Consider the following 23,797-nt stretch of genomic DNA (forward strand, 5'->3'; position numbering starts at 1 on the left):
GAGGCCCCGTCCGGCGAACCGGACGGGGCCTCTTCTGCGGAAGCGACAGGATTTGAACCTGCGATGCGAGTTACCCCGCATACTTGGATTCCAGCCAAGCTCCTTAGGCCTCTCGGACACGCTTCCAGAGGAAGACCTTATCACGCGAGCCCGCGCCTCTCCTGCCGAGTCCCCCGGTAGGCCGCTCCCTCGCATGTCTCGGATTTGCAGGCAATCGCGGCCCGTAAGGCTGCGCAAGTGAGACATGCCGCGTGTCCGGAGCGCAGTGCGCGGGGCGCGGGGCGCAGGGCGCAGGGCGCGGGGCAGGCTAGGGTCGCCGTGTGGATGCGCCCCCTCTCTCCCGCCGGGCCCTCCCCGTGCGCAGAATCGAGGCGCACCCGCTCGCGCCCGCCGATCTGCGGCGCTGGCCCGCCACGCTCGGTCCCGTCCGGCAGGTGCTCGAGGAGGGACTGGACCTCGGCGCCGTGACGGTGCTCACGGGCGAGAACGGCGTCGGCAAGTCGACCCTGGTCGAGGCTCTCGCCACGGCATACGGCCTCAACGCAGAGGGAGGCTCGAGCGGCGCCCAGCACGCCACGCGCGCGTCGGAGTCCGACCTCGGCGACCACCTGCAGCTCGTGCGCGGGGCCGGTGCGCCGAGGAAGGGCTTCTTCCTGCGGGCGGAGACCATGCACGGGTTCTACACGTACCTCGAGGACATCGGGATGGGCGCCCCGCTTTACGAGCGCAGCCACGGCGAGTCGTTCCTCGACGTGGTCTCCGAGCGCCTGCGCATCCGCGGGCTGTGGGTGCTCGACGAGCCGGAATCCGCTCTCTCCGTCTCCGGCTGCCTCGCGCTTCTCGGGCTGCTGCGCGAACTCGTCGCGGACGGCTCGCAGATCGTCCTCTCGACGCACTCGCCGGTGCTCGCCGCATTCCCCGGAGCCGACCTGCTCGAGCTCGGCTCGTGGGGCATCCGTCGATGCGCGTACGACGACCTCGACCTCGTGCGGACGTGGCGATCGTTCCTCGACTCCCCCGGCCGGTTCCTGCGTCACCTGGAGTGAACGCGACGAACCCGTCGCGGGCGGCTGAGCCGGGCGCGGGGGGCGGTCAGCCCATCCGCTCGGCGACGATGCGCGCGGTCGCCGCGGGATCGGGGCGGTGCATGACGGACTCCGGCACCACGACGAGCTCGGCGTCGGGGCGCGCGGCCGCGAGGCGGTCGGCCGCCTCGACGAGCACGGGGAACGTCTGCTCCCCGCGCAGGATCACGATCGGCTGCCCGACCTCGAGCATCGCGGCGGTCGGCCCTCCCGCATCCCGGACGAGCCGCGCGTCGTAGACGGTCGACTGCGCGAGGGGCGCGAGGAGCGTGAGCGCGCCCCGCGCCCGCATCCCCTCGACCATCTCGCGCGGAAGCCCGACGCCCTCGACCTGGAATGTCGCGACCGCGTCCTCGAGGGCGCCGTCGTCGACGAGCGCCTGGAGACGATCGGGCAGGTCGTGCGGCGCCGGCTCTCCTGCGTGGAGCGGGGGCTCCGAGAGGAACAGCCGGCGGATGGGCACCCCCAGCGACGCAGCGAACAGCGCGAGCACGGCGCCCGACGAGTGCCCGAGCACCGCGGCGTCGCCGCCCGCGGCCTCGATCACGGCCGCGAGGTCCTCGCTCTCGCGCTCGGGGGCGGAGTCGCGTGCGTCGCCGCTGTCACCGCGCGCGCGTCGGTCCCAGGTGACGGCCCGCAGGCCGGAGGCCGCGAGCGCCTCGGCGAGGCCCGAGGCGTCCGCCGCGGTCGAGAGCGCGCCGTTGACGATGACGACCGTGGGCCCGTCGCCGAGGGTGCGGAACGCGATGGGGGTGCCGTCTGCGGAGGTGACCGTGTCCATGGCCCCAGCGAACCATGCACCGCCGACATCCGGAACCGGTCCTGGTCGCGAACGGCCGCCATCCGCCGCCGTCAAGCGGCCGGAAGCGGCAAGTGGTCCGCCTCAGCCGCAGTTCGGGCAGACGCCCGTGAGCGGCATCTCCATGAAGCAGGTCGGGCAGACGTCGGCCACGCGCTCGGGCACGACGGGCTTGCGGACCGTCTCGCGGCGCGGCGCGCTCGAGCGCGCCGGCGCGACGCGCACGGCGTGCGTCACAGGGTGCGTGACACCCCACGAACCGTGGAAGCGGCGGCTCGGCCAGCGCTCGAGGTCGCCCGCGAGGCGGGCGGCGTCGGACTCAGATCGGAAGCCGTTCGTGTAGCCCGCGTGCACCTCGAGTGCGGCGCTGCCGCGGCGCTCGATCTTGAAGTACGTGCGGTACCCGACGAAGCCCGTGACGTCGGAGCCGTCCACGATGCGGCGGATGACCGCCTGGTTCTCGGGCGGCGTCCCGTGCTTCTGGAAGGCCTCGTCGAGCGTCGCGTACCGTTTCGCGCGCCCCTCCCGGCCCTGGTCCACGCTGGTCTCCGGCGATTGGCTCACGATGCGCTCCTTCTCCCCACCCTCCGACGGTACCCGCGCCGGGCGCTCGACAGGAACGCGTGTCGCGTCACCGGGCCACGGGCAGCGGGAGCGCCGCCGCGGGCTCGCTCCCGACCGGCGACGGGATGGCGCGCCGCGCCCACTCGGGCGCGTCCGGGTTCGCGGACGGCGGGATCACCACGCCCTCCTCCTCGAGGCGACGCGCGGTCGCGGCCTGGTCGACGAAGCGCCCCACCGTCGCCGCGCCGGCGGCCGGCACCACCGTGTGCATCACCGTGCGCTCGTAGACGTGGACGAAGTTGACGCTCTGTGCCGCATCCCTTCCGCGCGTCCCGCGGCCGGGCGTGAAGAGGTCCTGCGTGTAGCAGGTCGACGAGGCGACCGACACGGGGATGCCCTCGAACCCCGCGGTCGTGCTGTAGTGCAGGTGGCCCGCGAGGATGGCCCGCACATCCGTGCCGCGCAGGACGTCGGCGAGGGCCGCCTGGTCGCGCAGCTCGACCGTGACGGCGAGGTCCTGCAGACACGGGACGGGCGGGTGGTGCATCGCGAGGATCGTCCCCTCGGGCGCGGGCGTCGCGAGCACGTCGGCGAGCCAGGCGAGCTGTCCCGGCTCGAGCTCGCCGTGCGCGTGCCCCGGCACGGTCGAGTCCAGGACGACGAGCCGCAGCCCGCCGAGCCACTCGACGCGGTCCAGCGGCTCGGTCGTCGGCGCGGCGTCGAGGAGCGTGCGCCGCAGCGTCGCGCGGTCGTCGTGATTGCCCATGACCCACACGATCCGCGCGTCCATCTCCGCGGCCGCGCGCTCCACGATGTCGCGCAGCTCGACGTACGCCTCGGGCTCGCCCTGGTCGGCCAGATCGCCCGTGAACACGAGCGCCTCGGGGCGGATGCCCGTCCCGGCCAGCGAGCCGAGCAGCTCGCGCAGGCGCTCGCTCGCCTCGGCGACGCCGCACAGGCGCTCCCCCGGCATGACGAGATGCGTGTCCGAGATGTGGACGAGGAAGTGATCGGGCAGCGGATGCTCGGACTGGCGGATGGGCACGGGGTTCCCTCTCGTCGGCGGCGGGCACCGGCAGGGCTCTCGGGGCCGGCTCCGCCTCGCCCGCAGGGTGCCTTCCTGGGATGACGCTCGGCTGGCGCGGCGGCGACGCGCCGGTGAACGGGGCGTCGCCGCCCGGCGAACGAGACGCTCAGCCGCGCGGAGGCCGGCCGAGCGTCTCGATCGCCGCGGCGACCCGCGCGTGCGTCTCCGCGTCGCGCGCGACGATGCGCACCTCCTCGACCCGCGTGCGCGCCGCCGCGACCGTCTCCACGGCAGCCGCGATCGCATCGTCCAGAGGCCATCCGTAGATGCCCGCGCTGATGAGCGGGAAGGCGACACTGCGCGCACCGAGCTCGTCCGCGACCGCGAGCGCTCGCCGATAGCAGGACTCCAGGAGCGTGCGGTCGCGCTCGCCCGCCGCATGGTTCGGGCCGACGGTGTGCACGACCCACCGCGCAGGCAGGCGACCGGCGGTCGTCCACCCCGCGTCGCCCGTCGCGAGCCCGTGCGGGAACCGCGCGATGCACGCGCGGAGGATCTCGGGGCCGCCCGCGCGGTGGATGGCGCCGTCGACACCGCCGCCTCCGCGCATCGCCCTGCTCGCCGCGTTGACGACGACGTCCACCTCCTGCTCCGTGATGTCGCCCAGCACAGCGGTGATGGTCGTCATGCGGCGGCCCCGCGTCTCTCGGCGGCCTCGCGCAGGGCCTGCGACAGCTGCGGGCTCAGCCGCGGCACGTCCTCGATCGGCACCGCGAGCGCCTGGAGCGTGCGGCTGAAGAGGTTGCGCGCCCCTGCGGCGAGCGCGATGTCGACGATCTGCCGGTCGGAGAAGCCGACGGCCCGCAGCCGCGCCGAGTCGTCGTCCGTCATCGAGGCCGCGTCCTGCGAGAGACGCGCCGCGGGGTTCACCGCCATCGCGCGGGTATGGCTGAACACGAGGCCGTCCGCCTCGAGGTCGTGCGCGTACATGGCCGCGACCTGCGGGTCGGGGTCGTCCTCATGGGGCGTCGAGATGATCATGCCCGCCTCCTGACTGCGTCGGATGCGACCAGGATGCTCCCGCATCGCCTCCGCGTCGAGGGGATCAGCTCTCGATGGCGCGACCGGGGTCAGGCGACGGGCTCGATGCCCGTGAGCCGCAGCTCCTCGAGGTCGAGCCGCGCCTGGATGCGGTTCACGACGCCGTCGTCGACCGAGCCGTCGGCCCGGAGACCGTAGAGCACCTCCCGCTTGCGCGCGAGCAGCGCGAGCCGGAGACGCGTGTGCTCCTCGTGCCGCGTGATCGGCGACATCGTGAGCACCTCGATCGCCGCAGCCTCGGCGGCGCGCTCGGCGTCGTCGGACGGGCCGAGCATCCCCTCGAGCACGGCCACCTCGCGGTCGACGCGCTCCTGCTCACGCGCCTGACGTTGCGCGTTCGCGAGCTCGAGCGTCTCCGAGACGTCGTCGCGGATGCGGTCGCGCACCTCGTCGCTCACCGCGTGCGCGGCCGCGAGCTCGTCGAGCGACGCGAGCGCCGCACCCGTGATGGCCCGCTGCGCGAGCTCGTACTCCTCGTCGCTCGCCCGGTCCTCCGGAAGGCGCGCCCAGCGCACGACGACGGGGAGGAGCGGCCCCTGCACGAGGAGGGTGAGCACGATGACGCCCGCCGTGACGAACACGATGTCCTCGCGCCCCGTGAGCGCGGAGCCGTCCGCGGTCGCGAGCGGAACGGACAGCGCGATCGCGAGCGAGACGGCGCCCCGGAAGCCCGCGACCGTGCTCACCACCCGCGCGCGATGGCTCATCCGCCGCTCGCGCTGCGACGGACGGCGATCGAGCAGGCGGATCATCGTGACCGTGGTCATCTGGAACGCGAACCGGACGACGAGCGTCACGAGCCACACGACGACCGTGACGCCCAGAAGCCGGCCGACCTCGCGCGCGTCGATCGTGTGCGCGACGTGCTGCACCTCGAGCCCGATGAGCACGAACAGCGCGCCGTTGAGGAGGAACGTCCCGAGCGGCCACGCGGCCTCGGTCTGGCGTCGTGAGGCGGCTGTCGTCGTGCGCGGCGCGACCCAGGCCGCGATGAGCCCCGCCACGACGACCGCGAGCACGCCCGACGCGTGGACGAGCTCGGCGACGAGGAAGGCCGCGAACGGCGTGAGGAGGAGCGCGATGTTGATCGTCAGCGCGTCGCGCAGGCGGCGCATGAGCAGATAGGCGACGCCCGCGACCGCGAGGCCCGCCACGACCCCGCCCGCGTACGACAGCACGACGAGGCCCGTGATGGTCCACGGCGTGTACTGGCCTCCGACCGCGACGCCGACGGCGACCGACGAGATGACGAGGGCGGTGCCGTCGTTCGTGAGGCTCTCGGCCTTCAGCACCATGAAGTTCCGGTGCGGCAGGGTCCGCCCGAGCGCGGCGACCGCCGTCGCGTCGGGAGGGGCGACCGCGGCGCCGAGGATGAGGGCGATCTCCCACGGCAGGCCCATCAGGTGCGCGGCGCCGGCGACCGCGAACGCGGTCGCGACGACGAGGAGCGTGCTCATCAGCACGATGCCGCGCAGGTCGCGCCGGATGGCCCTGAGCGAGGTCGTGAGGCTCTCCCAGAAGAGCATGACCGGCAGGAAGAGCAGGAGCACCGTCTCGGGCGGCAGCTGCACCTCGCGCAGCTCGGGCACGAACCCCAGCACGAGTCCGAACGCGAGCAGCAGCAGGGGAACCGCGACGCGCAGCCGCGGAGCGACCAGCGCTCCGACGGGCACGGCGGCGCCCAGGAGCACGGTGATCTCGAGTCCGTCCATCGGTGTCCTCTCTCCCTGGCGCGGCCCACGCCGAGGGGATGACGTGCGCAACGACGCGCGGCGCCCGCGCATTCCGGCGGACCGCCCCTGGGCATCTCCGGCGTACCCCCGCACCTCCCTCCGTATGCGCGATGCCGCATACGGCGAGGGCTAGCCTGAGACCAGCGATCGGCATCCGCCCTTGGCTCCAGGAGCCGAAGGGCTGCCGACACGACAGGAGAAGTCCATCTCCCTCACCCAGACCGCACCCGTGGCCTCCCGTCTCGGCGCTGTGCGCCAGACCTACTCCGGAACAGAGACGTTCCCTCCGATGGCCAAGGCGTACACGAAGGTGTCGCAGGTCGTGCGCGAGACGGGGCTGCTGCGCCGCGCCCGCGTCTTCTACGCCCTCGTCGGCGCCGGGATCCTCGTCGCCCTCGGCGGCGCGATCGCCGGTTTCCTGCTCCTCGGCGACAGCTGGTTCCAGCTGCTCATCGCGGGCGCGCTCGGCGTCATCTTCACGCAGGTGGCGTTCCTCGCGCACGAGGCCGCGCACCGCCAGATCCTCGCGAGCGGCCCCGCGAACGACCGCCTCGCCCGCATCCTCGCCGGCAGCATCGGCATGAGCTACGCGTGGTGGGACGCCAAGCACAGCCGTCACCACGCGAATCCGAACCGCGTCGGCAAGGACCCCGACATCGAGATCGACACGATCTCGTTCGTCGAGGAGGACGCCGCCGGGGCGAGGGGCCTGCGCCGCCTCATCACGCAGCGGCAGGGCTGGCTGTTCTTCCCGCTCCTCACGCTCGAGGGCCTCAATCTGCACTACCTGAGCCTGAAGCACCTGCTGTCGCGCGGCCCGGTCAAGGGCCGCTGGACGGAGCTCGGCATCATCGCGCTGCGCTTCGCGCTCCTCCTGACGCCGCTCTTCCTCCTGCTCCCGGTGGGGATGGCCTTCGCCTTCCTCGGCGTGCAGCTCGCGGTCTTCGGCGTGTACATGGGCGCGTCCTTCGCGCCGAACCACAAGGGCATGCCCGTCATCGCGCCCGATGCGAAGCTCGACTTCTTCTCGAAGCAGGTCCGCACCTCGCGCAACATCGCGGGCGGATGGTGGGCCACCTGGCTCATGGGCGGGCTCAACTACCAGGTCGAGCACCACCTCTTCCCGAGCATGCCGCGCCCCCACCTCGCCAAGGCGCGCGAGATCGTCCGCGACTTCTGCGCGACGAACGACGTGCCGTACACCGAGACGAGTCTGCTGCGCTCGTACGGCATCGTCATCGCCTACCTCAACCGCGTGGGCCTGGCCGCGCGCGACCCCTTCGACTGTCCCATGGCGTCGCAGTACCGGCGCGCCTGAGCCGTCTGGACAGCAGAGGGGCCCGTCACCGCGGTGACGGGCCGCTCTGCTGTCCGATGAGCGGGTCAGGCGGGAGCGTCGGATGGCGCGGGGGCGCCTCCCGCCTCCGGCGACGTCGCCGACGCGGCCGTGTGCTCCGCGGCGGGCGCCGCAGCGGGCTCAGTCGACGCGGCGTCGTCGGCGCGCTGGCCCGCGGCCATCCCGCGTCCGACCGCGTGTCCCTGGATGACGGCCGACAGGTCGACGCCGGTCGCCGCGCGGACGCTGTCGAACATCGACCGCATCCCGGCCGCGGTCTCCCCCGCGAGGTGCGCGCTCGCGCCATCCGCACCGCCGCCCGAGAGCACCGTGACGGAGCCGACGTTCGCGTAGCCCTTCGCGAACTCCGTCATCATCGGCACGAGCGCGTCGAGCGCGCGCTGGGCGAGGAACGCGTCCTGGTTCTTCGCGAGCGCCGCCGCCTCGGCCTCGATGGCCGCCGCCCGCGCGTCGCCTTCGAGGCGGACGGCCTCGGCGTCGGCCTCGGCCTTGATCCGGATGGCCCGCGCCTCCTGCTCGGCGATCAGAGCCTCGGCCTCGGCCTCCTTGACCCGCGCGTACGCGTCGGCGTCGGCGCGCTTCTGCCGCTCGTAGAGCGCCGCGTCGGCGACGCGCTTGACGTCGGCGTCGAGCTCGGCCTGCTTGTTCTCGGCCTCCTGCATGAGGACGCCCTGCTGCGCCTTCGCCCGCGCGAGGGCCTCCGCCTGCTCGGCCTCGGCGCGCGCCTGGCCGACCTCCGCCGCGGCCGACGCGGTGTTGCGGTCGAACGCGGTCTGCTCGATGAGCGTCTCCTCGCTCGTCGCGATCTCGCGCGCCTTGATCTCGCGCTCGGCGTTGATCCGGGCGATCTCCGCCTGGCGCTTGACCTTGGAGACCTCCTCGGCGCCCAGGGCGTCGATGTAGCCGTTCTGGTCGGTGATGCCCTGGATCTGGAAGCTGTCGAGCACGAGGCCCTGGTCCTCCAGGTCGCTCTTGATGAGCGTCGCGATCTGGTCGGACAGCTCCTGGCGGTCGCGCATGAGCTGCTCGACCGTGAGCGTCGCGACGACGCCGCGCAGAGCGCCCTCGAGCTGCTCGGTCGTGAAGACCTCGATCGCGTCGTCCTGCGAGACGAAGCGCTCGGCGGCGCTCGCGATCGCCTCCGGCGTGGAGCCGATCTTCACGAGCGCGACCCCCGTGACGTCGACCGTCACGCCCTGGATCGACTGCGCGGTCGGCTTGACCATGATCTGCCGCGCCCGCAGCGAGAGCGTCTCCGCACGCTGCGTGATCGGGTTGACGATCGCGCCGCCGCCGCGGATCACCGCGACGTTCGACGAGGTGCCGTCCTTCGCCTTCTGCTTCTTGCCGACGATGATGAGCGCCTCGTCGGCGCGCGCGACCTTGTACCACGCGCGCAGCACGAGCGTTCCGATGAGCGCCGCCACCGCGAGGACGACGACCACGATCACGACGGCGACGACGATGCCGATGCTCCCGGCCGTGTCGACGATTCCGTCCATGCACTACCCCCTTCGGCCGACCGCGGCGCGCCGGGTGCGGGCGCGTCGGACGCGGACGGTCTCGGGGCCACCCTATCGAGCCGGCGCGTCGTCCATCCGGGCGAGGTCCTGCGTCGCGGGGCCCTCGAGCACGCGGCCCTCGGGATCGAAGCGCGATGCGTGCAGCGGGCAGTCCCACGAGCGCTCGGCCGGGTTCCACTGCAGGATGCCGCCGAGGTGGGTGCAGACGCCCGAGACCGCGCACAGTCGCCCGTCCACGCGCGAGACCGCGACGGGATGCGCGCCCCGGGTCTCCACGCGCCCCTCGCCCTCCGCGGGCGGCTCGGCATCGCGGCTCACGAGCGCCTTCGTCCATCCGCTCGCCATCTCCTTCGCCACGCGTGCGTTCGCGCCGACCGCGGTCGCGGCGTCCCGCACGCCCACCTGCGGCGAGCGCAGCCCGTCGACCCAGCTCGGGCGCTCGCCGAGGATCTCGCCCGCCATCGCGAGCGCGGCCGCCGCCCCGTTCGCCATGCCCCACTTGTCGTATCCGGTCGCAGTGAGGACCCGCCCGTCCGTTCCGGGCTCGGCGCCCGCGAAGGGCAGCCGGGTGATCGTGCGGTAGTCCTGCGCCGCCCACCACGTGACGCGGCGGGCCCCGGGGAAGGCCTCGGCGGTCCACGCGTCGATGTCGGCGAGCATGGCGCCCGCGTCGCCGCGGCCGGTGCGGAACCCGCCACCGCCGACGAGCAGGAGGCGCCCGCCCGCTCCGTCGTCGGCGGTGCGCAGCGATCGGGCCTGCGGGTCGACCGAGAGGTGCATGCCGTCCGGCAGGGCGCCGTCCACGGCGTAGGCGCCGACGACCGAGCGCGACGGCTCGAGCCGCGCGAAGAACCCGGCGCGGTCGATCGCGGGCGAACCCGTCGCGACGACGAGATGAGCCGCGGCGAGCACGCCGCGCGTCGTCGCGACGCCCACGCCGTCGGGAGCGTCCTCGAGGCCCGTGACGCGGCATCCCTCGACGATCGTGCCGCCGCGGCTGCGCAGCTCGGCCGCGAGCGCCGCGAGGACGCGGCGCGGGTGCAGGGCCGCCTGCCCCTCCATGCGCAGCGCGCGCGAGATGGCGAAGGGCAGGCCGGTCTGCTCGGTGGGCCCCCAGACCGCGTCGACGCCGGAGGCCTCGAGCGCCTCGGCCTCGCGCTCGAGCGCCGCATCGCCGTCGTCGGTGGTCGAGAAGGTGAACGCCGGCTCGTCGCGCAGGGCGCCGTCGACGGAGTCCGCGATCGCACGCAGCCAGTCGGCTCCCGCGCGCTGAGCGGCGGCGTAGGCGCGCAGCGCCTCGACGCCGGCGTGCGCGCGGATCTCTCCGTACACCGAGCCCTGCAGGAGCGACAGCTTCGCGGTCGTGTTGCCCGTCGCGACGGCGCCGACCGTGCGCGCCTCGCACACCGCGACGCGCCGCCCGGCGCGCGCGAGCGCCACCGCGGTCGCGAGTCCGGTCAGCCCCGCACCCGCCACGACGACGTCCGGGTGGAGCACGTGCTCGCGGTCGACGGGGATGGGCGGACCGGTGCGGATCCACAGCGGCTCGGGCGCGACGGGCGTCATCGGGTGTCCTCTCTCGATGGCCCCACCCTCCCCTGTCTGCGCGCGACAGGGCCAGCGGGTTGACACCCTCCGGCACGCGCCCTATCGGCCAGGGCCGAGACGCTGTCAACCCCTGGCGGGCGGACGCGCCGCGCGGCACTCTGGAGACACCGAGCGAGGAGGACGACATGGCTCACGTCGAAGGAACCGACCCCGACATCCAGACCCGGCCCATCGAGCCGGCGCCCACGCGGCACGAGGTCCCGGCGGATGCAGACCTCGATGCGCTCGAGGACGACCGCGACCCGGCCGACCTCGCGGACGACCGAGGACCGCTGCCCGAGACCGCGGCCGATCATCCCGTGCTCCCGGACGACGAGCGCGAGGTCGACGACGGGTACCTGGGCGAAGAGGATGTCTTCATCGCGGACGACGAGGAGGGCATCCGATGACCTCCGACCAGCACGACCGCGCGGCGCACGAGGTGCCGGCAGGGCGCGGCGGCGCCGACAGCGGGGCCGCAGGCCTCGTCGACGTCGAGGGCACGGCGCCCGCGTCGCCCGAGGAGGGCGACCAGAACGACATCGCGGGTGTCGGGCCCGCGGGCCCCGAGGACGACAGGGGCCTGCAGACCGAGCCGCGCGAGGACACGCACGACACGACCTCCGACGAGCGCGTGCGCGGCATCCTCGTGCAGGTGCAGGGCGACCTCGCGACCGGCCGCGCGTCGGAGGAGGAGTTGCGGCGGATGCTCCGCCGGCGCCTCGACGACGCGGGAATCGAGCTGGGGGACGAGCAGTTCGACTGTCTCATCCGCGAGGCCGTCTCCGGCGAGCCCGACACGACGATCGAGGGCGCCGAGCCCGGCGCCGACGCCTGAGAGCCGCGGGCGCGGGCGGTTCTAGACTGGAGTCCATGCCCGACTCCGCTGCCCCCGCGACCCCCGGCGTCTCGCCGCGCCGCATCACGGTCCTCGACGCGCTCCGCTTCCTCTCGGAGCTGCTGGCGATCGCGGCCCTCGCGGTCTGGGGGTTCGTCGCGTGGGCGTTCCCGTGGAGCATCGTGGTCGGCATCGCGGCTCCCGCGCTCGCGATCCTCGTGTGGGCCCTGTTCGTCTCGCCGAAGGCCGTGTTCGCCGTGCACCCCTTCGTGCGCGCGGTCGTCGAGCTCGCGGTCTTCCTCGCGGCGACCATCGCGCTGTGGGATCTCGGCCTCGCGTGGGGCGGCATCGCGTTCGGCGTGGCCGCGGTCGTGATCGGCCTCCTCCACAACCGCCGCGAGCTGTGATGGCTGACGCGCTCGCCCGGCTGCAGGATGCCCTCGGCGAGCGGGTCGACATGCACGCAGCGTCCCTCGAGGAAGCGCGCGCCGACCGCTCGGGCTTCCGCTCCGACGGCCCGCCGCTCGCGGTCGTCCACGCCGAGTCCGTCGCCGACGTGCAGACGGTGCTGCGCATCGCGCACGAGACCCGCACGCCCGTCGTCACGCGCGGCGCCGGCACCGGTCTCGCGGGTGCGGCGAACGCGGGGCCGGGCGAGATCGCCCTGTCCGTGCGGCGGATGACCCGGATCCTCGAGATCTCCCCCGACGATCTGCTCGCCGTGGTCGAGCCCGGCATCCTCAACGGCGACCTCGGCGCGGCGCTCGCCCCGCACGGGCTGTGGTGGGCACCTGATCCGGCGAGCCGCGCGATCTCGACCGTCGGGGGCAACATCGCCACGGGTGCGGGCGGCCTGCTCTGCGCGAAGTACGGCGTCGTCCGGGACGCGGTCCTGGGCCTCGACGTCGTCCTCGCCGACGGTCGGCTCATCCGCACCGGGCACCGCAGCGTGAAGGGCGTGACGGGCTACGACCTCACGTCGCTCCTCATCGGGTCGGAGGGCACGCTCGGCGTCGTGGTGGGGGCGACGCTCAAGCTGCGCCGCCTCGTGCCCGGCGAGGTGTGCACGCTCTCGGCGTTCTTCCCGTCCGTGCGCGCCGCCGCGCGGGCGTCTGCCGCGGTCACCGCGGCCGGCGTGCAGCCGGCGATCATGGAGCTCCTCGACGCCGCCGCGGTCGCCGCGATCAGCGCGCTGCTGCGGGTCGCCGAGGCGGCGCCGGGCTCGGCGCAGCTCACGATCCAGACGGATGGCCCGGGCGCCCGCGCGGAGGCCGAGGCGATCGCGCGCGTGCTGCGCGACGCGGGCGGCGAGGTCGCGATGACCGACGACGCCGACGAGGGCGAGCGCCTCCTCGCCTTCCGCCGCGCGATGCACCCCGCGATGGCGGCCCTCGGCACCTCGCTCATCGAGGACGTCTCGGTGCCGCGCAGCCGTCTGCCCGAGATGTTCGACGAGATCGCCCGCGTCGAGCGCGAACACGGCGTCGTGGTCCCCACGGTGGCGCACGCGGGCGACGGGAACCTGCATCCGAACTTCGTCTTCGACGGCGACGAGGTCCCCGCGCACGTGTGGGCCGCCGCCGACGACCTCTTCCGCTCGGCTCTGCGCCTCGGCGGCACGCTCACGGGCGAGCACGGCGTGGGTCTCCTCAAGCGCCGCTGGCTCGCCGACGAGCTCGGCGACGACCAGTGGCGCCTGCAGCGCGACATCGCCCGGGTGTTCGACCCGCGCGGGATCCTCAACCCCGGCAAGGTCTTCGCGCCGTGATCCCCCTCGGCCGGTCAGACCCGGCCGAGGGCTGAGCGGATGGCCAGGGCCGCGCTCTCGTCGGCGGTCTCGTAGGCGACGGCGCCCGCGCCAGCGCCGGATCCCAGAGCGACCGGCACGGCGTCGACGACGGTGCGCTTGGCGGACGCGTGGACCGCGTCGACGCCCGTCGCGGCGACGTCCGCCGCGTTGCCGGCATCGACACCGCCGCCCGCCATGATCTGGATGGCGCCGTCCGCGCGGCGCACGAGCGCGCGGAGCTCGTCGAGGGCGTCCGAGGCGCGCGACGCGCCTCCCGACGTGAGCACGCGGGTGACGCCGAGCTCGGCGAGCTCGTCCACGGCGCGCGCCCTGTCGCCGAGCGCATCGAACGCGCGGTGGAACGTCACCTCCCTGCCCTCGGCCGCGTCGCGCGCCGCCCGCACGAGGTCGGCGTCGACGCGGCCCTGGACGAGGCCCCCGACGACGACGCCCGCGGCGCCCGCTCGGATCGCCGCGCGCACGTCCGCCGTCATGAGGGCGCGGTCGTCGGCGTCATAGGCGAAGCCGCCCGCGCGCGGACGGACGAGGACGTGCACGGGAATGCCCGACGCGACCGCGAGCTCGATGAGCCCGGCGGACGGCGTGAGCCCGCCCAGCGCGAGCGCGGTCGCGAGCTCGATGCGGTCGGCCCTCACGTGCGCCGCGACGGTCACACCCGCGGCGTCCTGCACCGCGAGCTCGAACGCCGTCATCGTCAGATGCCCTGCCAGTCGGGCTTGTTGTCCCACGCGTAGCGGTAGTAGTCGGCATCGCGCAGCCGCGACGCCGCCGCCTCGTCGACGACGACCGTGACGTGCGGGTGGAGCTGGATCGCCGACCCCGGCAGCGAGGCGCTGACGGGGCCCTCGACGGCGCCCGCGACCGCCTCGGCCTTGCCCGCGCCGAACGCGAGGAGCACGAGGTGGCGCGCCCGCAGGATCGTGCCGAGCCCCTGCGTGATGCAGTGCATGGGGACGTCGTCGATCGAGTCGAAGAACCGCGCGTTGTCCTCGCGCGTCTGCCGTGTGAGGGTCTTCACGCGCGTCCGCGACGCGAACGACGATCCCGGCTCGTTGAAGCCGATATGGCCGTCGGTGCCGATGCCGAGGATCTGCAGGTCGACGCCCCCGGCCTCCTCGATCGCCGCCTCGTACGCATCGCCCGCGTGCTCGATGCCCTCGAGCGACCCGTCGGGTGTGCGGATCCGCGCGGGGTCGAATCCGAGCGGCTCGACGACCTCGCGCGAGATCACCGACCGGTACGACTCGGGGTGCGCCGGGTCGATGCCGACGTACTCGTCGAGCGCGAAGCCGCGCACCTGCGAGACGTCGACGCCCGACAGGCGCGTGCGGAGCGCCTCGTAGACGGGCAGCGGCGTCGATCCGGTCGCGAGACCGAGCACGGCGTCGGGCCGCCGGCGGATGAGTCGCGCGATCTCGTCGGCGACGATGGCGCCGCCCGCGGGGGCGTCGGGGACGATGATGACTTCGGCCATGCGGTGACCTTCTCTCAGACGGGGACGGGGGCGTCGATGAGCGAGGCGCCGAGCGCCGCGGCCGGCGACCCTGCCGGCAGCACCTCGATCCTCTCACCCAGGTGCAGGGAGCGGAGGAAGCCCGATGCGGCCGACGACCGCCGCAGCTCCTCCGACACGATGTCGGCCATCCGGTCGCCGAGCGCCGCGAGTCCGCCCGCGAGCACGATGCGGCGCGGGTCGACCGCGAGCGCGAGCAGGCGGATGGCCGCGGCGGCGCCGCGCACGAAGTCCGCCCGCAGACGCAGCGCGAGCGCATGGCCCTCGTCGGCGGCATCGAGCAGGTCGCGGACGGGGAACGCGCCGGGCCGCGCCCAGCGGGCGGCGAGGGCGCGGCCGCCCGCGAGCGCCTCGATGCAGCCAGTCTGCCCGCACGCGCACACAGGGCCGGCCGGATCGATCGGCACGTGGCCGATCTCGCCGGCCGCGCCGCCCGCGCCGCGCCAGAGGCGGCCGTCGACGACGACGCCCGCGGCGATGCCGGTGCCGAGGTTGAGCAGCGCGAGCGGGCCGGCGGCGGGCGCGAGCGCATGCGCGCCGAGAGCCGCGGCCTTGACGTCGTTCTCGACCGCCACCGGAGCCCCGCACCGCGCCTCCACCGCGTCGGCGAGGGGCAGCTCCTGGACGTCGAGGTTCACGGCGTGCCGCACGGTCCGGCCGTCGGTCTGACCGGGGATGCCGATCCCGATCGCGGTGATCGATGAGGCCCCGGCCCGAGTCGACACGGTCTCCACGGCCGCGACGATCGAATCGACCACGCCGACGTCGCCGCGCTCGGTCGCGCTGCGCCGGCGCGCGAGGATCGAGCCGTCCGCGGCGACCGCCACGGCGTCGGTCTTCGACCCGCCCACGTCGAGACCGATCCGCACCCCGGTCATCCCTTGACCGCCCCCGCGACCATGCCCTGGGCCATCCGCCCCTGCACGATGAGGAAGAAGACGACCACGGGGATCGCGCACAGGGTCGAGCCCGCCATGATGGCGGCCCAGTCGGTCTCCTTGGTGGCCTGCACGAAGGCGCGCAGCCAGACGGGCAGCGTGCGCGCCTCGGGGCGCGTCATGATGACGAGGGCGTAGACGAACTCGTTCCATGCCTGGATGAAGGCGAACACGCCCGTCGCGGCGAGGCCGGGGCCGAGCAGCGGGAAGGTCACCCGCCAGAAGGCGCCCATCCGCGTGCAGCCGTCGACGCGCGCGGCCTCCTCGAGCTCGATCGGCACGCCGTTCACGAACCCGCGGAGCGTCCAGATCGTGAACGGCAGCACCATCGCGATGTAGACGAGCGCGAGCCCCACGGCCGAGTTGAGCAGCTGCCACCCGTCGAGCACGCGGTAGGTCGAGATGATGAGCGCCTCTGCGGGGATCATCTGGATCGCGAGCACCGCGACGATGAGGGCGCGTCGGCTGCGGAAGCGGAAGCGGCTGAGCGCGAGGGCCGCGAGGAACGCGAACAGGAGCGCGAAGGCGACCGCCGCGAGCGTCACGCCGACGCTCATCGCGAGCGCGGGGAGGAAGGCGATGCTGCCGCTGGGCTCCGTGACGACCTCGACGAAGTTCGCGAGCGTGAACCGGTCGGGCCACCAGTGCGGCTCGGACGAGGTCACGACGGCGTTCGGCAGCAGCGCCGAGTTCACCATCCAGTACACGGGGAACGCGCTCGCGAGGAAGACGACGACCGCGAGGGCGTTCAGGCCCGCGCGGGCGACGCGCGAGCGGGGACGGCTGCTCATGCTCTCGACTCCTCCTCGCGCAGCGTCGCGACGACGTAGTACCCCGCGACCGCCATCATGAAGACGACGAGGATGACCGAGATCGCCCCGGCCGCACCCTGATCGCCGCCGGCCGTCGCGGTCGCGTAGATGTAGACGCCGATCGTGTCGGTCTCCGCGCGGAGGCCGCCGATCGTCTGCAGCGCGTAGATCTGGGTGAACACGCGCATGTCCCAGATCACCTGCAGGATGAGCAGCACGACGAGCACGCTGCGGATGTACGGGACCGTGACGAGGCGGAACCGCTGCGCGCCCGTGGCCCCGTCGAGGCTCGCAGCCTCGAGCACCTCGCCCGGCACCTGGGTGAGCGCGGCGAACGTCGTGAACGCGACGAAGGGCACGGCCATCCACGTCACGATGACGGTCGCGACGAAGAAGAACCCGATCGGCTCGATGAGCCACGAGTGCCCTCGCATGTCCAGCGGCGTGAGCGCCGTGAGGACGTGGTTCACGAGGCCCGCGCGGGTGTCGAAGATCCATCCCCACACCGTCGTCGCCGAGATCGGCGGCATCGCCCAGGCGAGGAGGAGGCCGATCGAGACGAGCCCCTTCAGGAAGCGGCCGAGGCGCGTCATGAGCAGGGCCACACCGACCCCGAGCATCATCGTGAGGACGACGTTGACCGCGCAGAAGGCGACGCTCCGGGCGAGGACCGCCCAGAATCCGGGGTCGGAGAGCACGCGGACGTAGTTGTCCAGCCCCACGAACTCGGGCGGTGCGCCGAAGATCTGCGCGCGCCCGAACTCCTGGAACGACATGACGATGAGCTGGACGAGCGGCCAGGCCGTGAGCGCCGCGATGACGGCGCCAGCGGGCACGAGCAGCAGGGCGGGTCCGCGCAGGAACGTCTCGCGGCGCCGCCGTCGCGGGGGCGACGGCGGCGGCGCGAGGTCGTGCGCGCGCGGCGCGGTGAGGGTGGCCATGTGCGGGTCAGCCGTTGAGGATGGCCTCGATGTCGGCGTCGAGCTCCTCCGCGAGCGACGGGATGTCGCCGCCGCTCGCGATCTGGACGAAGAAGTCCTGCAGCAGCTGCGCGGCCTCGACATCGGCCCACTTGGGCGAGGCCGGGGTGAGCTTCGCGTTCGCCGCGGCCTCCGCGATCACGGCGGCGAGCTCAGGCGTCGCGGCCGCGACATCGCCCCCGAGCGACTGCAGAGCCGGCACGAGGCCCGCCTCCGCGAGGATCGACTGGTACTCCTCGCTGAGCATGATCCGCAGCGCGCTCTTCGCGAGCTCCTGGTTGTCGGAGGCCGCGGGGATCGCGATGTTCGACCCGCCTGCGAAGACCTGGGCGGCTCCGCCGTCCTTCCCAGGCAGCGCGAACGAGCCGAGGGAGTCCGCGAGCGCCGTCTCCGCCTGATCCTCGTCGGCCACGATCGACCAGTAGGCCCAGCTCGGCGCCGACAGCATGGCGGCCTGCTCCTCGCGGAACGGCACCCAGGCGTCGGTCTCGTCGCCGTCCTTCGGCGCCTGCGAGGTCGCCATGAGCGCCTGCACCTGCTCGAGGCCCGCGATGGACTCGGGGCTCGAGAGCTGCGCGTCCCACTGCTCCCCCTCGAGCACGGCGATCTCGCCGCCGTTCTCCCAGATGAACGGGAGCGCGTTGTACCAGTCCTTGCCGGGGTACCAGACGCCCGAGACGCCCGTCGTCTCGGCGAGCCGCTCGGCCGCCGCGACGTACTCGTCGAGCGTGGTCGGCACCTCGATGCCCGCCTCCTCGAACATGGCCGTGTTGTAGAAGACGACGCGCGAGCCCGAGTAGTACGGCGCCGCGTAGAACGCGCCGTCGAACGAGCCGGCCTCGACGAAGCCGGGCAGCAGGTCGTCGCCGCCGAGCTCCTCGTACATGTCGGTGAGATCGGCGAACGCGCCGGCCGACGTGAACGCCGCGGCCTGCGTGTTGCCCATCTCGACGATGTCGGGGCTGTCGGAGCCCGACATCGCGGTGGTCAGCAGGTCGACGATGCCGGTCCACTGCTGCTCCTCGATGACGAGGGTCGCGCCCTCGTTCTCGGCCTCGAACGTCTCGACGAGATAGTCACGCGCCTCCTGTGGCGTGTCCTCGCCGACGAGCCAGACGCGCAGCTCAGCGCCGTCGGCTGCGCCGCCGCCGGCCGCGTCGCCGCCGGCGGCATTGCCGGAGCAGCCCGCGAGGGCGAGGGCGCCGAGGACGGCGCTCGCGCCGATGAGCTTCCTGTTCATGGGGGTTTCCTTCACTCGGATGGGTGGGGTGGGGGTCAGCGGATGCCGAGTCGGGCATCCAGGACCATGGCGAAGGCGCCGCGCAGCACGACGTCGTCGCCCTGGGCGGACAGGCGCACGCGCGCGTGCGTCGTGAAGGGCTCGAGCGTGCGCGCGCGCAGGGTCTCGACCGCCGCGTCGCGCAGCGGGCCGTCGAGGAGGTCGGCCGGCCCCGACAGGACGATGTCGTCGATGTCGAGGGTGCCGACGACGGGCGCGAGCGCGATGCCGAGCCGCTCCCCCGCGTCCCGGAGCACGCTGTCGCGGTCGCCCTCGGCGATGCGGGCCTGCAGCGCCGGCACGGCGAGCCACGCCTCGAGGCAGCCGTCGCGTCCGCATGCGCAGCGCGGGCCGCCGTCGGTGCCCACCGTGACGTGCCCGATCTCGCCGGCGGCGTCCCGGCTCCCGCGCGTCAGCTCGCCGCGCACGAGCAGCCCCGAGCCGACACCGCGGCCGATCCGCACGAGCATGAGGTCGTCGCTCGCGCCGCCGAGGGTGTACTCGGCGAGCGCGGCGGCGTTCGCGTCGTTCGCGACGACGACGGGGATGCCGAGCTCCTCGGCGAGCAGCGCCCGCAGGGGCATGCCCGCCCAGCCGACGTTCGGCGCCGTCAGCACGACGCCGTCCGACGTGATGACGCCCGGGGCGCCCACGCCGACGCCGAGAAGGCGGGAGGTCGCCTCGCGCGCCACCGCCGACGCGAGCTCGAGCACGGCCGCGCGCGCGGCGTCGGCCTCGCCGTCGGCCGGTCGCGGCACGGCGGCGCGCGCGACGACGGCGCCCGTGAGGTCGAGGAGGGCCCCGCGGTACTCGTCCGCGGCGGAGAGGTCGATCGCGACGATCTGCAGGCCCTCGCGGTCGATGTCGACGAGCGTGGCCGGCTTGCCGGGGCCCGTCCGCGTCTGCACGCCCTGCTCGACGACGACGCCCTCCCCGATGAGCTCACCCGCGAGGTCGGACGTCGTGACGCGCGTGAGGCCCGTGGCGCGCGCGAGATCCGCACGGCTCATCGCCCCCTCGTGGAAGAGCGCCTGCAGGACGAGCGCGCGGTTGTGCGCCCGCGCGTGCTCGGGCAGCACCTTCGCGCGGACGGCGCGGCGCGGTGCGGGGACGGTCTGCGGCTCGCTCACATTTGTAAGTTGTATTTACGAATACGACGCGGCGCAAGCCCTGCGATCGATTTACGCAGGGAAGTTTACATATTCGTTACGCCACGCACGCGGAAGCGCGGCTCCCTGCTACCGTCCCCTCATGCCGCTCCCGCTCATCCCCTGGCCGCGACGTGTGACACCGGGCCCCGGGTCTCCCCTGCAGCTCGCGGCACGGACGCGGGCCGAGGCGATCAGCCGCGCGCGCTCCGCCATCCGGCGCGCCGGCGATCCGACCATCCCGCGGGAGGGCTACGCGCTCCGCGTCGACGCGGACGGCATCGCCGTGCGCTCGAGCGACGCGGCGGGCGCCGCCTACGCCGCGGCCACGCTCGCCCAGCTCGTCGAGTGCGACGACACGGGGAGCTGGGTCATCCGCGCCGTCGAGATCGAGGACGCCCCGCGCTTCCCCTACCGCGGGGCCATGCTCGATGTCGCGCGTCACTTCCATCCCGTGCCGACCGTCGCCTGGTTCATCGACCGGCTCGCCGACCTGAAGCTCAACCACCTCCACCTCCACCTGACCGACGATCAGGGATGGCGGATCGCCCTGCGGTCACGGCCCGACCTCGTCGCACGCGGCTCCGCGACCGCGACGGGAGGCGACGCGGGCGGGTTCTACACGCAGGACGACTGGCAGGCGATCCTCGCCCACGCCGTGGCACGCCACGTGACGGTCGTGCCCGAGATCGACCTCCCCGGACACACCCACGCGGTCGGGCTCGCGCATCCCGAGCTCATGGCGCCGCCCGTCGTGAGCGACGAGGTCCGGGAGACCACGCGTCGGCTCGGCGGCGCGCTCCCCGAGCCGGGCGTCCCGTACACGGGCCTCGCGGTCGGGTTCTCCTCCCTGCGGCCGCTCGACGCCGAGGTCGACGCGTTCCTCGTCGACGTGCTCGGCGAGCTCTGCGCGATCACGCCGGGCCCGTTCGTCCACATCGGCGGAGACGAGGCCCTCGGGACGGCGCCGGACGACTACGCGGCGCTCACCGCGCGCGCGGCGCGCATCGTCGCCGACGCCGGCAAGACGCCCATCGCGTGGCACGAGGCGGCGAGCGCTCCGCTTCCGGACGACGCGATCGGGCAGTACTGGGGCTTCCTCGTGCCGACGGACGGGCACGACGCGAAGGCGCGCGCCTTCGCCGACCGCGGCGGCCTCATCCTCTCGCCCGCCGACGCGGTCTATCTCGACATGAAGTACGACGAGCGCACCCCGATCGGGCTCACGTGGGCCAACGGCCCCACGAGCATCGAGCGCTCGTACCGGTGGGAGCCCGACGACGTCGTGCCCGGTCTGCCCGCCCGCGCCATCCGCGGCGTGGAGGTGCCCCTGTGGACGGAGACCGTGCGCGACCGGGAGGACATCGAGCGGCTGGTCTTCCCCCGCATCGCGTCGGCCGCCGAGATCGCGTGGTCGACGGCCCGCGATCCCGAGCGGACCTGGCTGGCGTACCGCGCACGCCTCGCGGAGCTGGTGAGTCGCTGGGAGGATGACGGCATCCGGGTCGGCGCGATCGTGCCCACATCGTGATTCCGATGTGCCCTGAGGTAGGGTTCTCGCCCTTACGATGAAGATTCGGACCACGCCGTGCACATCGGCGCGCATCTGGGGGTAGAAGATGACCGATCTCGCGACCAAGCCCGCACCGGGGGCAGACGACGCCGGCGACGCCGCCGCGGCCGCTGCCGCACCCGTCGAGTGGGCGCCCGCGGAGCCCGAGCCGCGCAAGCGCCGCCTCGGCCTCTGGATCGGCATCCCCGCCGCCCTGCTGCTCGCGGGTGCGGGCGCGTGCTCGGCCATCCTCATCGCCCCCGGGGTGGAAGCCGCCGGCGCCGACATCGGCTGGCAGACCCCCGGCGCGGCCAGCGAGGCGATCGCCGCGGGCATCGCCGACACCGAGGTCACGATCACGACCGCGGCGGGCGAGGCGACCTTCACGGGCGCGGAGCTCGGCGCCTCCGTCGACGCGCAGGCGGTCGCCGAGAAGGCGTTCGGCGACCATCCGCTCTGGAACGTGGGCGCCTGGAACCCCGGCGCCGTCCCGGTCGACGTGGCCGTCGACGTCGACACCGCGCTCGCGGCCGTCGAGGCCGAGATCCCCGGCATCTTCACCGCGCCCGTGAACGCCGAGGTCACGTACGACGAGGGCGCCGGCACCTACTCGGTCGTGGACGCGAAGGCGGGCTCCGGGATCGACGTGGACGCGCTCGCGGCCGACATCTCGCGCGCGCTCAGCGCGGGCGGCGACGTCTCGGTCGAGGCGCAGGCCAGCGAGGTCGAGGCCGACATCACGACCGCCGAGGCGCAGGCCCAGGCCGAGGCCCTGAACGGGCTCATCCACGATGCGGGCTTCTACGTCGAGGACGAGAAGGTCGTCGGCATCGACCCCGCGCAGGCGGCCTCGTGGGTGCAGGTGAGCAGCGAGGGCGAGGAGATCTCCCTCTCCGTGGACCAGCAGGCGGTCGCGGCCGCCGTCGCCGAGACGGTCGCCTCTCTGCCCGAGAAGGTGAACCGCGAGGTCGTGAACGAGGAGATCGTCACGAACTCCGCGGGAGACCACCTCCGCACGATCCAGGAGGGCCAGAACGGCTGGGGCCTCGAGTCGACCGACGGCATCGCGGAGAAGTTCGCCGAGCAGCTCGCCGGCGGCAACGGCGTGTACCAGCTGCCGGTCAAGGAGATCCCGTTCGAGACGACGCTCCTCCACCGCTGGATCGAGGTCGACAAGAGCGCCGGGACGACCATCCTCTACGAGAACGACAAGGTCGTCGACACCTACGCGATCGCGCTGGGCAAGCCCGGGCACGATACCCAGGAGGGCCGGTTCACGGTCTACGGGCAGCTCACCATCCAGGACATGGGCTCGTGCGACGCCGAGGGCAACTACGTGCCCGGCGGGAGCTTCGACTACTGCACGGCCGACGTCCCCTGGGTCACCTACTTCAACGGCGACCAGGGCTTCCACGGCACCTACTGGCACAGCAACTTCGGGTCGGGCGCGTACATGAGCCACGGCTGCGTGAACATGACGATCGCCGCCGCCGAGCGCGTGTACTACTTCGCGCAGACGGGCACCGAGGTGTGGGTGCACGCCTGATTGCGCGCTAGCCTGTCGATATGACCGAACTGCGCCTCGTCGAGCTCTCGGCCGACACCATCGTCCAGGTGAACAACCTGTCGCTCAAGCCGGGACAGGAGCAGTTCCTCGCGCCCGTCTCGTACGGCATCGCCGCCTCCGTCCTCAACCCGAAGACGACCTGGCAGCGCGTGGTGCTCGACGACTCCGACGTGGTCGGCTTCGTCAGCGCCAACTTCGACCGCGACGCCAAGCCCGAGTACTTCCAGTCGGTGCTGTGGCGCATCAACGTCGACGCCGACGACCAGGGCCGCGGCGTGGGGCGGTTCGCGGTCGAGGGTCTCCTCGACGAGGCCCGCAAGCGCGAGTTCGACCGCCTCAACGTGATCTACGAGGCGGGCGAAGGCGGCCCCGAGGCGTTCTTCCACCGTGTCGGCTTCACGCCCGTGGGCGAGACCGAGTACGGTGAAGTGATCGCAGAGATCCGCCTCTAGGCGCCCCGCGGCCCTGCCGCGGACGAACCCGAGAACCTCAGCACCGCGTCACCCGCCGCGGTGCCGACACCTGGCCGGCGGCGGGGCCTCGAATACCCCTCCCCCATCGAGACCCCGTCGCCCTCCTCATGA

The 23,797-nt window shown here is 73.5% G+C and carries 24 protein-coding genes and 1 tRNA gene; 9 read left to right on the top strand and 16 right to left on the bottom strand.

What is annotated here, in order from left to right:
* Positions 1 to 37: 37 nt before the first annotated feature.
* Positions 38 to 126, bottom strand: a tRNA-Ser gene (locus ACWXWW_RS14155).
* A gap of 194 nt (positions 127 to 320) precedes the next feature.
* Between ACWXWW_RS14155 and ACWXWW_RS14160 the strand changes: the two genes are divergently transcribed.
* Positions 321 to 1,046 (top strand): AAA family ATPase, encoded by a 726-nt coding sequence (locus ACWXWW_RS14160; protein WP_455970449.1) that lies wholly within the window; start codon positions 321 to 323, stop codon positions 1,044 to 1,046.
* A gap of 46 nt (positions 1,047 to 1,092) precedes the next feature.
* Here ACWXWW_RS14160 and ACWXWW_RS14165 read toward each other — a convergent pair whose 3' ends face one another.
* From ACWXWW_RS14165 to ACWXWW_RS14190, 6 genes are all read right to left on the bottom strand, one after another.
* Positions 1,093 to 1,866, bottom strand: a complete 774-nt coding sequence (locus ACWXWW_RS14165) for an alpha/beta fold hydrolase (protein ID WP_421076125.1) — start codon at positions 1,864 to 1,866, stop codon at positions 1,093 to 1,095.
* 102 nt (positions 1,867 to 1,968) lie between these two features.
* Complete coding sequence (locus tag ACWXWW_RS14170; protein WP_271174498.1) at positions 1,969 to 2,448, bottom strand: hypothetical protein; 480 nt, start codon at positions 2,446 to 2,448, stop codon at positions 1,969 to 1,971.
* 67 nt (positions 2,449 to 2,515) lie between these two features.
* The gene (locus ACWXWW_RS14175; RefSeq protein WP_455970451.1) at positions 2,516 to 3,493 is read right to left on the bottom strand and encodes a phosphodiesterase; all 978 of its coding nucleotides are present in this window, start codon (positions 3,491 to 3,493) and stop codon (positions 2,516 to 2,518) included.
* Positions 3,494 to 3,641: 148 nt separating this feature from the next.
* The gene (locus ACWXWW_RS14180) at positions 3,642 to 4,163 is read right to left on the bottom strand and encodes an O-acetyl-ADP-ribose deacetylase (RefSeq protein WP_455970453.1); all 522 of its coding nucleotides are present in this window, start codon (positions 4,161 to 4,163) and stop codon (positions 3,642 to 3,644) included.
* Complete coding sequence (locus tag ACWXWW_RS14185) at positions 4,160 to 4,516, bottom strand: hypothetical protein (protein WP_455970455.1); 357 nt, start codon at positions 4,514 to 4,516, stop codon at positions 4,160 to 4,162. The genes ACWXWW_RS14180 and ACWXWW_RS14185 overlap by 4 nt, the downstream gene beginning before the upstream one ends.
* A gap of 89 nt (positions 4,517 to 4,605) precedes the next feature.
* Positions 4,606 to 6,288 carry a Na+/H+ antiporter gene (locus tag ACWXWW_RS14190; protein ID WP_455970457.1) on the bottom strand — a complete coding sequence of 561 codons (1,683 nt, stop codon included), beginning with the start codon at positions 6,286 to 6,288 and terminating at the stop codon, positions 4,606 to 4,608.
* A 250-nt stretch (positions 6,289 to 6,538) separates the two neighbouring features.
* Here ACWXWW_RS14190 and ACWXWW_RS14195 point away from each other — a divergent pair, with 250 nt between their 5' ends.
* Positions 6,539 to 7,627, top strand: a complete 1,089-nt coding sequence (locus tag ACWXWW_RS14195) for a fatty acid desaturase family protein (protein WP_282980275.1) — start codon at positions 6,539 to 6,541, stop codon at positions 7,625 to 7,627.
* A 65-nt stretch (positions 7,628 to 7,692) separates the two neighbouring features.
* Here ACWXWW_RS14195 and ACWXWW_RS14200 read toward each other — a convergent pair whose 3' ends face one another.
* Positions 7,693 to 9,168 (bottom strand): SPFH domain-containing protein, encoded by a 1,476-nt coding sequence (locus tag ACWXWW_RS14200; protein ID WP_421076119.1) that lies wholly within the window; start codon positions 9,166 to 9,168, stop codon positions 7,693 to 7,695.
* A 72-nt stretch (positions 9,169 to 9,240) separates the two neighbouring features.
* Positions 9,241 to 10,755, bottom strand: a complete 1,515-nt coding sequence (locus tag ACWXWW_RS14205) for an FAD-dependent oxidoreductase (RefSeq protein WP_455970459.1) — start codon at positions 10,753 to 10,755, stop codon at positions 9,241 to 9,243.
* A 167-nt stretch (positions 10,756 to 10,922) separates the two neighbouring features.
* Between ACWXWW_RS14205 and ACWXWW_RS14210 the strand changes: the two genes are divergently transcribed.
* Genes ACWXWW_RS14210 through ACWXWW_RS14225 form a run of 4 tightly spaced genes read left to right on the top strand, consistent with a single transcriptional unit; the run spans position 10,923 to position 13,382 of the window.
* The gene (locus ACWXWW_RS14210; RefSeq protein ID WP_271174506.1) at positions 10,923 to 11,186 is read left to right on the top strand and encodes a hypothetical protein; all 264 of its coding nucleotides are present in this window, start codon (positions 10,923 to 10,925) and stop codon (positions 11,184 to 11,186) included.
* Complete coding sequence (locus ACWXWW_RS14215; RefSeq protein ID WP_455970461.1) at positions 11,183 to 11,614, top strand: hypothetical protein; 432 nt, start codon at positions 11,183 to 11,185, stop codon at positions 11,612 to 11,614. The genes ACWXWW_RS14210 and ACWXWW_RS14215 overlap by 4 nt, the downstream gene beginning before the upstream one ends.
* Before the next feature lie 35 nt (positions 11,615 to 11,649).
* The gene (locus ACWXWW_RS14220) at positions 11,650 to 12,021 is read left to right on the top strand and encodes a YrdB family protein (protein WP_271174508.1); all 372 of its coding nucleotides are present in this window, start codon (positions 11,650 to 11,652) and stop codon (positions 12,019 to 12,021) included.
* Positions 12,021 to 13,382 carry an FAD-binding oxidoreductase gene (locus ACWXWW_RS14225; RefSeq protein ID WP_455970463.1) on the top strand — a complete coding sequence of 454 codons (1,362 nt, stop codon included), beginning with the start codon at positions 12,021 to 12,023 and terminating at the stop codon, positions 13,380 to 13,382. The genes ACWXWW_RS14220 and ACWXWW_RS14225 overlap by 1 nt, the downstream gene beginning before the upstream one ends.
* 14 nt (positions 13,383 to 13,396) lie before the next feature.
* Here the strand turns inward: ACWXWW_RS14225 and ACWXWW_RS14230 are convergent, their stop codons facing one another.
* From ACWXWW_RS14230 to ACWXWW_RS14260, 7 genes are read right to left on the bottom strand one after another with little or no spacing between them, the layout of a single operon-like run.
* Entirely contained in the window at positions 13,397 to 14,116 is a 720-nt protein-coding gene (locus ACWXWW_RS14230) for a copper homeostasis protein CutC (RefSeq protein ID WP_455970465.1), read from the bottom strand.
* Positions 14,117 to 14,118: 2 nt separating this feature from the next.
* Positions 14,119 to 14,898 (bottom strand): glucosamine-6-phosphate deaminase, encoded by a 780-nt coding sequence (locus ACWXWW_RS14235; RefSeq protein ID WP_271174511.1) that lies wholly within the window; start codon positions 14,896 to 14,898, stop codon positions 14,119 to 14,121.
* Between the two features lie 14 nt (positions 14,899 to 14,912).
* Complete coding sequence (locus ACWXWW_RS14240) at positions 14,913 to 15,815, bottom strand: ROK family protein (protein ID WP_455970467.1); 903 nt, start codon at positions 15,813 to 15,815, stop codon at positions 14,913 to 14,915.
* Positions 15,812 to 16,666, bottom strand: a complete 855-nt coding sequence (locus tag ACWXWW_RS14245; RefSeq protein ID WP_455970469.1) for a carbohydrate ABC transporter permease — start codon at positions 16,664 to 16,666, stop codon at positions 15,812 to 15,814. Before ACWXWW_RS14245 ends, ACWXWW_RS14240 begins: the two co-directional genes overlap by 4 nt.
* The gene (locus tag ACWXWW_RS14250) at positions 16,663 to 17,628 is read right to left on the bottom strand and encodes a carbohydrate ABC transporter permease (protein WP_455970471.1); all 966 of its coding nucleotides are present in this window, start codon (positions 17,626 to 17,628) and stop codon (positions 16,663 to 16,665) included. The genes ACWXWW_RS14245 and ACWXWW_RS14250 overlap by 4 nt, the downstream gene beginning before the upstream one ends.
* A gap of 7 nt (positions 17,629 to 17,635) precedes the next feature.
* Positions 17,636 to 18,907, bottom strand: coding sequence for an extracellular solute-binding protein (locus ACWXWW_RS14255; RefSeq protein ID WP_324014175.1), 1,272 nt, complete (start codon positions 18,905 to 18,907; stop codon positions 17,636 to 17,638).
* Positions 18,908 to 18,942: 35 nt separating this feature from the next.
* Positions 18,943 to 20,076: an ROK family transcriptional regulator gene (locus tag ACWXWW_RS14260; RefSeq protein ID WP_324014174.1), complete on the bottom strand. Its 1,134-nt coding sequence runs from the start codon at positions 20,074 to 20,076 to the stop codon at positions 18,943 to 18,945.
* A 121-nt stretch (positions 20,077 to 20,197) separates the two neighbouring features.
* Here ACWXWW_RS14260 and ACWXWW_RS14265 point away from each other — a divergent pair, with 121 nt between their 5' ends.
* The 3 genes from ACWXWW_RS14265 to ACWXWW_RS14275 all read left to right on the top strand — a co-directional run bounded on the left by ACWXWW_RS14265 (position 20,198) and on the right by ACWXWW_RS14275 (position 23,665).
* Positions 20,198 to 21,625, top strand: a complete 1,428-nt coding sequence (locus tag ACWXWW_RS14265) for a family 20 glycosylhydrolase (protein WP_455970473.1) — start codon at positions 20,198 to 20,200, stop codon at positions 21,623 to 21,625.
* 88 nt (positions 21,626 to 21,713) lie between these two features.
* Positions 21,714 to 23,192 (top strand): L,D-transpeptidase family protein, encoded by a 1,479-nt coding sequence (locus ACWXWW_RS14270; protein WP_455970475.1) that lies wholly within the window; start codon positions 21,714 to 21,716, stop codon positions 23,190 to 23,192.
* A gap of 20 nt (positions 23,193 to 23,212) precedes the next feature.
* Positions 23,213 to 23,665 (top strand): GNAT family N-acetyltransferase, encoded by a 453-nt coding sequence (locus tag ACWXWW_RS14275; protein WP_271174518.1) that lies wholly within the window; start codon positions 23,213 to 23,215, stop codon positions 23,663 to 23,665.
* Positions 23,666 to 23,797 lie beyond the last annotated feature (132 nt).

It is taken from the genome of Microbacterium sp. KNMS, assembly GCF_053851835.1.